The following is a 13113-nucleotide window of genomic DNA, read 5'->3' on the forward strand; positions in this document are numbered from 1 at the left end:
CGTCATACAGCCGGATGGGCACCGCGCCTCAGCGCAGCGCCGATTGCAGCGCCTTGCGGATGACGGTGGCGACATCGTCGCCCTCGCCGCCGGCATCGCGCGCCATCTTGGCCGCCTCGGCCGGTTTATAGCCCAGTTGCTGCAAGGCCACTGTCGCCTCGGACACCGGATCGGCCCCGAGCTGTCCGGCGATGGGCGCACCGCCGCCGGTGAAATTGGCCGCGCGATCACGCAGCTCCACCACCATACGCTCGGCGGTCTTCTTGCCGATGCCCGGAATACGGGTCAATGCGGCGACATCGCCGGTCTGGATCAGCCGCCCGAACTCGTCGACGCTGACCCCGGAAAGTACCGCCAGCGCGATCTTCGCCCCGATACCGCTGACCTTCTGCACATCACGGAACAGGCGGCGCTCGCCTTCGCGCAAGAAGCCGTACAGCGACACGCTGTCTTCCTTCTGCGCGTAGTGGGTGAACAGGATCACCTCGCGGCCGACATCGGGCAGGTCGTAGAACGTGCTCATGGGCGCCTCCAACTCGTAGCCGACGCCGTTGACGTCGATCACCAGCCACGGCGGGGCTTTGTACGCGAGGATGCCGCGCAGGCGTCCGATCATGCCAAGTTCCTCATTTGCGACTCCAGGCCTGGCGCACATCCACGCCCAGCCGGTTGGCCGTGGCGCGCACATGCGCATGGGTAATGGCAACGGCCAGCGCATCGGCGGCATCCGCCTGCAGCTTGCCCTTCAGGTTCAACATCAGGCCCACCATATGCTGGACCTGTTCTTTCTGCGCGCTGCCGCGCCCGACCACCGCCAGCTTGATCTCGGTGGCCGCGTATTCGCTGACCTGCAGATCCCGCATCACCACCGCGCAGATCGCCGCCCCGCGGGCTTGGCCCAGCTTCAACGCCGAGTCGGCGTTCTTGGCCATGAACACCTTCTCGATGGCCACTTCCTGCGGCCGGTATTCCTCGATCAAGGCGTGCAGGCCATCGGCCAGCCGCTTGAGCCGCAACGCAAAGCCATCGGCGCCCAGCAGCACCAGCGGGGCATGGTAGACGTGGCTGGCGCGGCCGCTGGCATCGATATCGATAATGCCGACACCGGTGCGTTGCGAGCCCGGGTCGATGCCGAGGATGCGGGTCATTGGAGGGTCTGCCTGGATTTGGACGGCGGCCATGATCCGCCACCGCCGTCTCAATCAGTAGGACGGGAACGGCCGGTCAGGCCCGCTCGAGGCTGGCCTGATCGACGTTGGAATACACGTCCTGCACATCGTCCAGATCTTCAAGCATGTCCAGCAGCTTCTTGACCTGCACAGCGGTGTCGGCATCCACGGCAATGTCGTTGTCGGCGCGGAAGGTGATTTCGGCATGGTCCGGCGTCAGCGCCACCGCTTCCATCGCCGCCTTCACCCCCAGGAATGATTCCGGGGCGGTGATCACATCGATCGCGCCATCTTCCGGATAGACCGCGATGTCATCTGCACCGGCCTCGATCGCGGCCTCGGTGATTTTTTCCTCATCGGCGCCGGGCGCGTAAGCCAGCACGCCAAGGCGCTTGAACATGAAAGCCACCGAGCCCTCGGTGCCCATATTGCCGCCGCACTTGCTGAAGGCATGGCGCACATCGGCCACGGTACGCACACGGTTGTCGGTCAGACAGTCCACGATCACCGCCACGCCGCCCGGAGCATAGCCTTCGTAGCGGATTTCCTCATATTCAACGCCTTCCAGCTCGCCGGTCGCCTTCTTGATCGCGCGCTCGATCACGTCCTTGGACATGTTCGCCGACAGCGCCTTGTCGATGGCCGTACGCAAGCGCGGGTTGTTGTTGGGGTCGCCTCCACCACCGCGTGCGGCCACGCTGATCTCACGGATGATCTTGGTGAAAATCTTGCCGCGCTTCGCGTCAGACGCGTTTTTGCGGCCTTCGATGGAAGGACCTCTACCCATGGGAATACCGTACATCTGTCAGGAACAGGGCGTGAATTCTACCCGATCGCCGCGCCGGTACCTGTCACGCCACCCGTCGCCCCAGATCACGGTCAAACCGCCCTTCACGCAGGAACGCCGCGGTCTGCCGCGCCACCTCCGGCGACAGCACCAGCCCGCTGTGGCTGACCGGCACCACACAATGGTCGGCCAATCCCGGCAGACGGGTCTCGGCCAGCGCCACGGTGCCATCGGAATCGGCATGCACCGCGCCCAGCAGGGCCCCCAGGCCGTGCGGCACCGAGCCGGCCACCAGCCCCACCTCGGCCCGGCCCTGCCACGCCGGCAATCCGTGCCGCAGCAGTCCGCCGCTGCGCCCCAAGGCCGCCGCCCAGCCATGACCGGCCAGGGCGCGCGCGGTTTCGCTGCCGCACAACGGCGAGCCCAGGCACACCACCCGGGACACTTCCAGCTCCGGCGCCACCCGCAGGGCCTCCAGCGCCACCAGCCCCCCGAGGCTATGCCCGACCAGCGCGACCGGGCCGCGACCACGCAACCGCTCGATCAGCAGCGGCACCGCCACCTCCGGGCCACCGAATACGCTGGGATAGCCGAAACTGTTGACTGAAAAGCCCTGCGCGCGCAGCCGCCACGCCAGGGGGCCGACCCAGGCGCGGGCGTTCCAGATGCCATGCAGCAGCAGTACCGGTGATGTCATTGCGTCCACCTTGCGCCGCTTGCGGCGCCCGTGCTCCATATAGATACGGGGAGTGATAGCCGACCCACGGGCAATCCCGGGTGAAGCAGGTGTTGGGTGGCCATAGCCGGCGCTAGGGGGAACGGCGCAGGATGAACTCCCGGTCGCGGACCCGGCCCACCGGGAATTCATACTCGCCGGCTTTCTCAAAACCGTGCCGGCCATAGAAGCGCTGCGCGCCGAAGTTTTCCGACCACACCCCGATCCACAGCGTGCGCGGGCCCTCGCGCTCCAGCCATGCCAGCGCGGCCTGGAACAGACGGCCGCCCCAGCCGCCATTCTGATGGCCCTGGAGCAGATACAGGCGCTTGAGCTCCCCGTCGCCGGGACGCACCTGCGGATGCGGCAGACCACACGGTCCGGCGGCGGCATGACCTACGGCCACCCCATCGCATTCGAGCAACCAAACCGCATAGTCCGGATGCTCCAGGATCACCCGCTGGCGGGCCGCCGGATACGCTTCGTCCAGAAACGCCTGCAGATCCTCCGGCGGATACAGATGCCCGAAGGTCTCGACAAAGGTACGTGTAGCCAGCGCCGACAAGGTGTCGGCGTCGTCAGCAGTGGCGCGGCGGAGCGTGTAGCGATTGTTGATCACGGGGTTTCCGGCGGTACGGGAACGATGCCCAATCTATCCGGCGGCACTGCCATCGGATAGGACCGCCAACGCATCCCTCCAGATGCATTGGCGGCGGGCGCCAGGCGCTCATCAACGCGACCGGGCACCTATCAAACGGCGAGCGGAACTTATTCCTTGGCCGCCTTCGGACGCACCTGCACGTGCACCTCGGCCAGCTGCGCGTCGGCGATCGGCGAGGGCGCGTCGGTCATCAGACACTGTGCGCCGGTGGTCTTCGGGAACGGGATCACGTCGCGGATCGACTCGGTGCCGGCCATCAGCGCGGCGATGCGGTCGATACCGAAGGCGATGCCGCCGTGCGGCGGTGCGCCATAGTTCAGGGCATCCAGCAGGAAGCCGAACTTGGCGCGCGCTTCTTCAGCACCGATGCCGAGCAGCTCGAACACCGCACTCTGCATCTCCGGGCGATGGATACGGATCGAACCGCCGCCAATCTCGTTGCCGTTGAGCACCATGTCGTAACCGCGCGACACCGCCGTCTTGGCATTGGCGCGCAAGTCGGCCACGTCATCCACCGCCGGTGCGGTGAAGGGATGATGCAGGGCCACATAGCGCTGCTCTTCCTCGTCCCACTCGAACATCGGGAAGTCGGTGACCCACAGCGGGGCCCAGCCATCGGCGACCAGATTGAAGTCGCGACCGGCCTTCAGGCGCAGTGCGCCCATGAAGTCGGAGACCTTGTTGTAGCCGCCGGCGCCGAAGAACACGATGTCGCCATTGCCAGCACCAATGTGCTTGAGCAGCGCAGCGAAGGCGTCTTCGGCGAAGAACTTCTGGATCGGCGAGCTGATCTCACCGTTTTCGGCAATCTTGATGTAGGCCAGACCCTTGGCACCGTACTTGGCGGCGTGGGCCGCGTATTCGTCGATCTGCTTGCGGCTCAGGCTGGCGCCACCCGGGATGCGCAACGCGGCCACGCGGCCGTCGGCGTCATTGGCGACCGCGGTGAACACCGGGAACTCGCTGGTCTTGACCAGCTCGGCCACGTCCACCAGCTCCAGCGCGATGCGCAGGTCCGGCTTGTCCGAACCGTAGCGGCGCATCGCCTCGGCCCAGGTCATGCGCGGGAAGCTGGCATCGAGATCGACGTCGACCACTTCCTTGAAAATCGAGCGGATCATGTCCTCGACGAAATCCTGCACGTCGCGCTCGCGCACGAAGGCGAACTCCATGTCCAGCTGGGTGAACTCCAGCTGGCGGTCGGCACGCAGGGCTTCATCGCGGAAGCAGCGGGCAATCTGGTAGTAGCGGTCAAAGCCGGCCACCATCAGGATCTGCTTGAACAGCTGCGGGCTCTGCGGCAGCGCGTAGAACTCGCCCGGGTGCATGCGCGCCGGCACCAGGAAGTCGCGCGCGCCTTCCGGGGTGGCTTTGGTCAGGATCGGGGTCTCGATATCCTGGAAGCCACGCGCATCCAGATGACGGCGCAGGGCCTGCACCAGCTTGATGCGGGTGCGCTGCATGCGCTGCATTTCCGGACGGCGCAGGTCCAGGTAGCGGTACTTCAGGCGGGTTTCTTCGCCCGGGTTCTCGTGGGCGTGGAACGGCAGCGGCGCGGCCTTGTTGAGTACGGTGATGGCGGTGGCGATCACTTCCACCTTGCCGGTGCGCATTTTGTCGTTGACCGCGTGGCGGGCGCGCACGACGCCTTCCACCTGCAGCACGTCCTCGTAGCCCAACGAGGCGGCCACGGCGAACACCTCGGCGTTGTCCACCTCCACCGTCACCTGCACGATGCCTTCGTGATCGCGAAGATCGATGAAGCAGACGCCGCCCTGGTTGCGGGCCACGTCGGTCCAGCCGGCGAGAGTGATGGTTTGGCCGATCAAGGTCTCATCGACCAGGCCACAGAAATGGGTACGCATGGAAAAGCTCCGCAGGGGATGCCAGCGCGCAGCGGCGCCGGTTAAGGTTTTATATCAGCCAAGGCCGATCAAGCCGGTTATTTTGCGGCCCGGGCGGTGCGGGAGCAAATCCGGCGACCAGTCACGCCCGCTTAAGCGGGTGGCGGACTATAGTCGGCCACCTCCGGAACTGAATGGGGATGTCACCATGAAACGCCACCTCCTGCTTGCCTGCCTTGCCGCGACCCTGCCCGGCGCGCTGTTGACCGCCCTGCCAACCACCGCACAGGCCCAGGCCACCCGCGCCTACGCACCCGAGGACCTGCGCCAGCTCAACCGCGCCGACCGCGCGCGGGTGATCGAACGCGAATACGCCGACCAGTCCGGCGGACGCCGCATTCCCGACGACCAGCTGGAGTTCTACATGGACCAGGTCAACTCCGGCTGGGGCTTCTCGCGGATCAAGCAGGACATCGCCACTTCGCTGCGCGGCAATGGCGGAGGCAACTGGAATGGGGGCGGTAACTGGAACGGCAACGCCGGGACCCTCCGCTGCGAAAGCAATGACAACCGCCAGCGGATCTGCAACACCGGCTGGCGCCGCGCCACCCTGGTCCGCCAGTTGTCCAAGACCCAGTGCATCGAGGGCCGCAACTGGGGCAGCAGCAACGGCAGCGTCTGGGTCAGCAACGGCTGCCGCGCTGAGTTTGCCGAGGGCCGTGGCGGCACGGGCGGCAACTGGAACGGCAATGCCGGCACGATCCGCTGTGAAAGCAATGACAACCGTCGCCGCGAATGCACCACGGGCTGGCGCCGCGCCACCCTGGTGCGTCAGCTGTCAAAGACCCAGTGCATCGAGGGCCGCAACTGGGGCAGCGGCAACGGTACGGTCTGGGTCAGCAATGGCTGCCGTGCCGAATTCACGGAAGGCCGTGGCGGTGGCTGGGGCAATAACGGTGGCAACTGGAATGGCGGCAACAGCGATTACAGCGTCACCTGCAGCAGCGATGACAACCGCATGCGCTCCTGCGCCTGGGACCGCCGCCAGGGGCGCCCGGTGGTCATCCAGCAGTTGTCCAGTACCCCGTGCGTCGAAGGCCGCAACTGGGGTTACAGCGGCAACAGCGTGTGGGTGAACGCCGGCTGCCGCGCGCGCTTTGGCAGCCGCTGAGCACCGACCCGGCTCCTGCCGGAATAGTGAAGAAGGGCGCCTATCGGCGCCCTTCCTTTTTCCGCTCAGCTCTCGCTGCCCCACGGCGCGGGCGGCAGCGCCACCGGCGCGGTGAGATCGAATTCGACCTGGAACAGCCGCCCGTCCGGGCGCGACAGCTCGTAGACGAAGCGCTTGCCCGCTTCCAGCTCCATCGCCCAGGTATTGCGCACCGAGCCCTGCAGACCCTCGCGCTGGAACAGCGCCACCGACTCGGCATCCACCGGGAAGCGCTGCCGCGTCACGCTGCCGGCGTCCTGGGTGTCACCGCCGTACATCGTGGTGGCATCCGGACTGCCGTCCTCATGGCGGTGATCGTGTTTCAGGCGCAGCCCCCCGGCGGTGCGGGTCAGCACCCAGGTCCGCGACCGGTCATCGCCGACATGGAACGGCACGCGCAGCTCCTGGGTCGGCGCATCGCAGCCGCGGACATGCATTACCAGCGGCTGGCCCTCGAAGGCATCGGGTGTGGCCGTGGCCGGCTGGTTGGCGATCACGCGCCCGGCGAACGCCTGCCCACAATGCCGCGCCAGCGCCGCCAGGAACTGGTCGGCCGGCGCCGGGTCCGGACGGGCGATGCGCCCGGCATCGAGAGTGCCCGCAAAGGCCGGGGAAACCGCACCGCCGGCCAGGGCCAGCACGCACATCAGGGAATGCGAAAGTTTTTTGTTCATCCGGCGACCCTAGCCCGCCGTGGATTGACGGGCAAGCGCCTGCCTAGGGCCTCGCATTGGCTGATGCGGCGCGGGCGGTTGCCAATGCCGCCCGCCACTGGCGGGTGATCGGCGAATCATCGCCATATACCGGCACCGCCGCGGCGAGCACCGCCTGCCACGCCGTCACCGCCTCGGCCCACGCACCACGCTGCTGCGCCAGTCGCGCACGCAGTACGTGCTGGTTGATCGCCGCGAACGGACTGGCCTGCACGACCGGTTCCAGCGCCGCAAGCATCGCCGCCGCCTCGTCCAGACGCTGTTTGCCGATCAGCCACTCCGTCCAGGCCTGGCGCACGCGGATGCCATTGGCGCTGTTGGCGGGAATACGCGGCAGCCATTGCCGGTACGCCCGCTGCAGCAGCGCGTCACCCTCGTTCCTGCCCAGCCGGGTCAGCAACAGGCCCAGCTGCAACGCCGCATCCAGCGTATCGGGATGATCGGCGCCGATCACCGCCTCGCGCGTGGCCAGCACCGTGCGGTAGTCGGCCTCGGCACGGCGCATGTCGCCGGTCCCCACCGCCAGCTGCGCCGCCGTTTCCAGTACCAGCGAATAGCCGTAGCTGTCTTTGCCCTGCACCGCGACCGTCAGCCGCAGCGCTTCATCCAGATAAGGCCGCGCGCGGACATACTCACCCTTGCGGATCAGCGTGGCGGCCAGCCGGTTGTTCTCGCTGGACACATACACACTGTGTTCGCCGAAAATCTTCGGTGCCCGCGCCAGGTTGGCCTCGAACAGCGTCACCGCCTCCGCCAGCCGGCCGCTGTCGGCCACGGCCAGGCTGCGCTCGGTATGGCTGCCCCAGTAGTCGAACGACATCGGTCCAAACAGGCGCTCGAACATCGGCGTGGAACGGTCGAACATGGCCAGCGCGGCGGCCAGGTCGCCCTTGCGCCGGTAGAGCATGCCCAGGTTGTCCTGCAGCACGCCGATGAACTGCTCGCGCCGGCCGGCCTCATGCCGTTGCAAGGCCTGTTTGAACGCCGCTTCGGCCTCGTCATAGCGCTGCTCGGACAGCAACGCCAGTCCCAGCGAGTTGTAGGACTGCGCAATCCGGAAGCTGTCCGGCGCGCCCTCGCCCAGCAGCGCCAGCGAACGGCGCGCCAGACGCTCGCCCTCCTTGCCGAAGCGATCGGCCGAATAGGTGCTGGAGGCCATATTCAGACTCTGCGTGGCCAGATCGATGTTCTTTGCGCCACCGGCCTGCGCCAGTGCTTCGGCAGCGGCCTCCATCAGTGGCCGGGCCCTGCTGGAATCCCCCAGATTCTTGTAAGCCAGCCCTATCACCGCCTTCAGCCGCGCGCGTACTTCCGGTGCGGTATCCAGATCGGTGTCCACCTGCACGGCGGCCCGGTCCAGCACTTCCCTGGCGCTGATCGTTTCTCCGCCCCGCAGTCCCTTCTCGCGCGGATCGGCCGCCTGGAACATGGACACCAGAAAGCCGCTGACCTGTTCGGCGACCATGGCCTCACGCTCGGCCTCGGCCCGGGCCTGGCCCAACCGCCAGACAAACCCGGCCGCCAGCAGCAGCCCTGCCGACAGGGCCGCCATCCCCTTCCAGTTGCGCCGCAACCAGCGACCGGCGCGGTACCCACGCCCACCCTTGCGCGCCCGCACCGGGCGGTGTTGCAGATAGCGCCGTACATCGGCCGCCATCGCCTCGACCGAGGAATAGCGCTGCTCCGGCAGCAGCGCTCCGGCACGTACCACGATGGCATCCAGGTCACCGCGCAGCGCGCGCCGCTGCCTTGAGCCAAGACCGACCCGCAGGCTGGGCGCGACCACCGCCGCGGCGGAAGCCCCGGCAGCGCGGCGCACGCATCCGCCCGCCAGCAGTTCGCCCAGCACCACCCCCAGACTGAACACATCGCTGGCGACACCCACGTTCTGGTTGGACTGCAACTCCGGGGCCGCGTAGGCCGCGGTGAAGAACGGCTCGCGCACGCCGCGCTCTTCGCCCTCCAGCAGCCGCGACACGCCAAAATCCAGCAGCACCGGCTCGCCATCGGCGCGCACCAGGATATTGGAGGGCTTCAGGTCGCAGTGCAGCACCAGCTGCGCATGCGCCGCCTGCACCGCGCCGCAGACCTTCAGGAACAGAGCCAGGCGCTGGGGAATATCCAGGGCCTGGCGGCGGCAGTACTGATCCAGCGATTCGCCACGGACGTACTCCATGACCAGATAGGGATTGCCCGCCGGCGTGCTGCCACCGTCATACAGCCGCGCGATGTTGGGATGCTGCAATCCGGCCAGAATGCGCCGTTCCGCGGCCAGCCGCTCGGCCACCCGGGGTCCGGGTTGACCGAGCAGGAACTTGATCGCCACCTGCTGCGCGTACAGGCCATCGGCACGCTCGGCGCGGAACACCACGCCCATGCCCCCACTGGCCAACCGCTCACACAGACGCCACGGTCCGATCCGTTCACCCTCATTCAATTCCGACACTGCCGCGGCGGTCAGCAGCTGCTCCATCGGCGCGCGTGCGCGGCCCAGATCGCAGGTCTGTGCCTCCAGCAGCCCAAGGGTTTCCGCGATGACCTGCGGATCGGCGCTCAACCGCGCCAGCTCGGTCCGCCATTGCGACGGATCCAGCGCGCACACCGAGTCGAAAAGCTCCCGCACCTGCTGCCAACTGTCCCGATCCACCCGCATCCCCTGTGCCTGCAGGGCGCCGCTTTGGCGTCCCGCTTTCCGGGTGCCGATGATAGCGGGCCGGCAGGCCCAGGCCTCAGGTCTTGCGCGACAGATCAGCCGGTTTCGAGGCGACGTCCAGCGGCCCATCTGCAGCCATCTGCGCTCTTACGTTCGTCGCCGCGGCGTCGTTTGCGCGTTCGTGCTGCAACGGATCCACATCCATCGGAGTGCGGAACACCAGCGATGGCAGCAGTGTGGTCACCGCCGCGTAGAACAGCAGCGCGCCATACAGCACCGGCGAGACATCGAAACGCTCGCGCATGATCCCGGCCAGCACCAGGGTGAAGATCAACGTCGGCGACAGCGCCAGCGCCACCCGCAGGCTCGAACGCAGGTTCTCGCCGAAGATCAGCCGACGCTGCAGGCTCACCACCGCGATGCGCAGCGGCAGCACCACCAGGGTGATGACCACCCCCAGTCCCAGCGCTTCGAAACTGAGCGCGTCGCCGGGCACATGGGTGCCGGAATTGAAGAAGTAGAACGGCACGAAGAACGAGGAGAACAGGCGCAACGCGTGCAGGTTCTCGTGCGAGGCCAGCGACGGCATCCGCTGTTGCAGCAGGCGTGCCACCAGCCCGGCAATGAACGCGCCGACCAGGTAGTACACCCCCAGCCAGTAGGTGATGTAGGCCGCGAGCATGCCCACCATCACCAGCAGCGAGAACTCCGAGCCCGGCGCGTGCGGCGCCACCCAGCGGCCGAGACCGACGAACAGCAGCGGCAGCCCGACCATCATCGCCACCAGCGCCAGGCTGGAGAGCCCCAGGTGCACCGGATCATCGGCCTGCATCACCACGAACATCGCTGCCAGCGCCAGCAGCTCGCCGGCGATGGCCTTGCTGGTCACCCAGAACCGTTCCTCGTCACCAAGCCCGAGCTGCGACAGGGAATCCATGATGAAGCCGGTCGACGGCGTCAGCAGCGCCAACGCCAGCAGCCCCGCGGCCTGCCACGACAGGCCGGCGTAGCGCCATGCCAGCCAGGCCACCGCGACCAGCGAGGCACTGCGGATCAGCAGGTGCGCCAGCAGCGGCCACAGGCCCTTGCGCAGGCTGGCGATATCCACCTCCAGCCCGGCGAACAGGAACAACGAGGAGATTCCCAGTATCGACAGCAGGCTCACCACCGGATCGTGGGCACCATCGTCCAGCCACAGCACCGCGCCGATACCGAACGCCAGGCAGGTCAGCGGGGCGGGAATGCTGAAGCGCTGGATCGCGCGCGGGATCACCAGCAACGCGAAAATCAGCAACAGGTAGATGAAATCTTTGTTCATGAGCCCGGCATCCTTGATGGACAACTGACAACGCGGGCGCCGGAACAGACCGGCTGTCAGTGCAACCAGGCCCCCGCAAGCTCCCCCACGCGGCGAAGAATCCCATTGCGACCGTCATCATCCAGTGCAGACCCCTGCAGGAAACTGGCCAGCAGCCACGGACTGCCGCCGGCCTCGGGCCACAGCACGGCGATGTCGTTGGTGGCGTCACTCCCGTTGCTGCCGGTCTTGTCGCCCACCCGCCAACCGCGCGGCAGGCCGGCACGCAGGCGCGCATCGCCGGTCTGGTTGTCGATCAGCCAGTCGGCCAGTTGCTGCCGTGATGCCGGGGCGAGCACGTCGCCCAGCACGAAGCGCTGCAGGTTGGCGGCCATCGCCGCCGGACTGGTGGTGTCGCGCGGATCGCCGGGCGCGAAGCGGTTGGCCTCCGGCTCGTAGCGCGCGCAGACGGTTACCGCATCGCCCTGCGCCCGCAGGAAGGCGGTCAGCCCGGCCGGCTCGCCGACCAGCGGCAGCAGCAGGTTGGCCGCGGCGTTGTCACTGGTGATCATCGTCGCCCGGCACAGATCGCGCACCGTCAGGTCCTTGCCGACGTGGCGCTGGCTGACCGGCGAGTGGTCGATGATGTCCGCCGCCCGCACCGGCACGCGCCGGTCCAGCGCGAGCTGGCCCCGATCGGCGCGATACAGCACCGCGGCCGACAGCAGGAACTTGAAGGTGCTGCACATCGGAAAGCGTTCCTGCATGCGGTGGCCATAGCGCGCACCGCTGGCCGGATGCCACAGGCACACGCCCAACCGACCGCCGCTTTCGGCTTCCAGCGCGGCGAAATCGCGGGCCGGCGGGGCAGGTGCCGTAGCGTTGGCCAACCGCGCCAGTGCCGGCACGGCAACGGCACTGGCCAGGGCGGCACCCCCGAACTTCAGGAACTGGCGACGGGCGAACATGCGGACTCTCCTGGGCATTGGCTGACAACGATGGTGAAAGCCGCGGCGGCCTGTGACCAGCGCGAAAAACCAGCATCAGCCATGAGCTGAATTTGCAGCTGACCCCGCCCTTGCCGCAGCAAAGGCGGAATAATGCGGACAACCCATCACCCGCCCTAATGGCTTTGCATGATCCGCCCGCCGCTGCCCCTCAACGCCCTGCGTGCCTTCGAGGCCGCCTCACGGCACCTGAACTTCACCCGGGCCGCACTGGAGCTGTGCGTCAGCCAGGCCGCCCTGAGCCACCAGATCCGCTCGCTGGAAGACCGCCTGCAGGTCAGTCTGTTCCACCGCCTGCCACGCGGCGTGGCCCTGACCGATGAAGGGGCGGCGCTGCATCCGGTGCTGACCGAGGCGTTCGACCGCATCGCGATCGCGCTGGCGCGTTTCAGCGACGGCCGCTTCCGCGAAGTGCTCACCGTCGGCGTGGTCGGCACCTTCGCCACCGGCTGGCTGCTGCCACGGCTGGCGGCCTTCGAGGCTGCCCATCCGGATATCGAACTGCGTGTGCAGACCCACAACAACCGCATCGACCTGGCCGGTGAAGGGCTGGACCTAGCGATCCGCTTCGGGGAGGGCGACTGGCAGGGCCAAGACTGCACGGCCATTGTCGATACCCCGTTCGCGCCATTGTGCGCCCCGGCGCTGGCCCGGCGGCTGCGGCAGCCGCGCGAGCTGGGCAACGTGCCGCTGCTGCGCTCCTACCGCAATGACGAGTGGCCGCGCTGGCTGAAACTGGCCGGCATCAGCGGCGTTCAAGCGCGCGGGCCGGTGTTCGATTCGTCATTGACGCTGGCCAGCGCGGCGGCGGCCGGTGCCGGGGTGGCGTTGCTGCCGCTGCGCATGTTCGAGCAGGAGCTTGCCGACGGCCGCCTGCTGCAGCCGTTCACGCCGACGCTGTCACTCGGCCGTTACTGGCTGACGCGGCTGCGCTCGCGCCCGGAACGCGAGCCGATGCGCCGGTTCAAGGCCTGGCTGCAGGCGCAGGAAGCGCCGGCCGGTCCTTGATCACCGGTGGGAGCTGTCCACCGCCTGCCAAGCTGCGAGGCCAGGCGCC

12 protein-coding genes are annotated in these 13113 nt (G+C 67.6%); 2 read left to right on the plus strand and 10 right to left on the minus strand.

Features of this window, described 5'->3' with window-relative positions:
- Positions 1 to 28: 28 nt before the first annotated feature.
- The 6 genes from ruvA to aspS all read right to left on the minus strand — a co-directional run bounded on the left by ruvA (position 29) and on the right by aspS (position 5197).
- Complete coding sequence (gene ruvA / locus ACVOMC_RS09415; RefSeq protein WP_054657581.1) at positions 29 to 616, minus strand: Holliday junction branch migration protein RuvA; 588 nt, start codon at positions 614 to 616, stop codon at positions 29 to 31.
- A 10-nt stretch (positions 617 to 626) separates the two neighbouring features.
- A complete protein-coding gene (gene ruvC, locus ACVOMC_RS09420; RefSeq protein ID WP_054657579.1) occupies positions 627 to 1148 on the minus strand; it encodes a crossover junction endodeoxyribonuclease RuvC in 522 nt (173 codons plus the stop codon).
- Between the two features lie 76 nt (positions 1149 to 1224).
- Positions 1225 to 1956 carry a YebC/PmpR family DNA-binding transcriptional regulator gene (locus ACVOMC_RS09425; RefSeq protein WP_481523722.1) on the minus strand — a complete coding sequence of 244 codons (732 nt, stop codon included), beginning with the start codon at positions 1954 to 1956 and terminating at the stop codon, positions 1225 to 1227.
- Between the two features lie 64 nt (positions 1957 to 2020).
- The gene (locus ACVOMC_RS09430; RefSeq protein ID WP_481523723.1) at positions 2021 to 2653 is read right to left on the minus strand and encodes an esterase/lipase family protein; all 633 of its coding nucleotides are present in this window, start codon (positions 2651 to 2653) and stop codon (positions 2021 to 2023) included.
- Between the two features lie 112 nt (positions 2654 to 2765).
- Positions 2766 to 3287 carry an N-acetyltransferase family protein gene (locus ACVOMC_RS09435; RefSeq protein WP_481523767.1) on the minus strand — a complete coding sequence of 174 codons (522 nt, stop codon included), beginning with the start codon at positions 3285 to 3287 and terminating at the stop codon, positions 2766 to 2768.
- 152 nt (positions 3288 to 3439) lie between these two features.
- A complete protein-coding gene (gene aspS / locus ACVOMC_RS09440; RefSeq protein WP_481523724.1) occupies positions 3440 to 5197 on the minus strand; it encodes an aspartate--tRNA ligase in 1758 nt (585 codons plus the stop codon).
- 187 nt (positions 5198 to 5384) lie between these two features.
- Here aspS and ACVOMC_RS09445 point away from each other — a divergent pair, with 187 nt between their 5' ends.
- Positions 5385 to 6347, plus strand: coding sequence for a DUF3011 domain-containing protein (locus ACVOMC_RS09445; RefSeq protein WP_481523725.1), 963 nt, complete (start codon positions 5385 to 5387; stop codon positions 6345 to 6347).
- A gap of 65 nt (positions 6348 to 6412) precedes the next feature.
- On the opposite strand, the gene ACVOMC_RS09450 is transcribed toward ACVOMC_RS09445, so the two are convergent.
- The 4 genes from ACVOMC_RS09450 to blaCESS all read right to left on the minus strand — a co-directional run bounded on the left by ACVOMC_RS09450 (position 6413) and on the right by blaCESS (position 12017).
- Positions 6413 to 7060, minus strand: a complete 648-nt coding sequence (locus ACVOMC_RS09450; RefSeq protein ID WP_481523726.1) for a hypothetical protein — start codon at positions 7058 to 7060, stop codon at positions 6413 to 6415.
- A 43-nt stretch (positions 7061 to 7103) separates the two neighbouring features.
- Positions 7104 to 9746 (minus strand): serine/threonine-protein kinase, encoded by a 2643-nt coding sequence (locus ACVOMC_RS09455; protein ID WP_481523727.1) that lies wholly within the window; start codon positions 9744 to 9746, stop codon positions 7104 to 7106.
- A gap of 82 nt (positions 9747 to 9828) precedes the next feature.
- Positions 9829 to 11070 carry a cation:proton antiporter gene (locus tag ACVOMC_RS09460; protein ID WP_481523728.1) on the minus strand — a complete coding sequence of 414 codons (1242 nt, stop codon included), beginning with the start codon at positions 11068 to 11070 and terminating at the stop codon, positions 9829 to 9831.
- A gap of 56 nt (positions 11071 to 11126) precedes the next feature.
- Complete coding sequence (gene blaCESS / locus ACVOMC_RS09465; protein ID WP_057505892.1) at positions 11127 to 12017, minus strand: CESS family extended-spectrum class A beta-lactamase; 891 nt, start codon at positions 12015 to 12017, stop codon at positions 11127 to 11129.
- A 168-nt stretch (positions 12018 to 12185) separates the two neighbouring features.
- On the opposite strand from blaCESS, the gene ACVOMC_RS09470 reads away from it, so the two are divergent.
- Positions 12186 to 13064: a LysR family transcriptional regulator gene (locus tag ACVOMC_RS09470; RefSeq protein WP_057505893.1), complete on the plus strand. Its 879-nt coding sequence runs from the start codon at positions 12186 to 12188 to the stop codon at positions 13062 to 13064.
- The last annotated feature ends 49 nt before the right edge of the window (positions 13065 to 13113 follow it).

The sequence above is a fragment of the Stenotrophomonas sp. STEN014 genome (assembly GCF_056760315.1).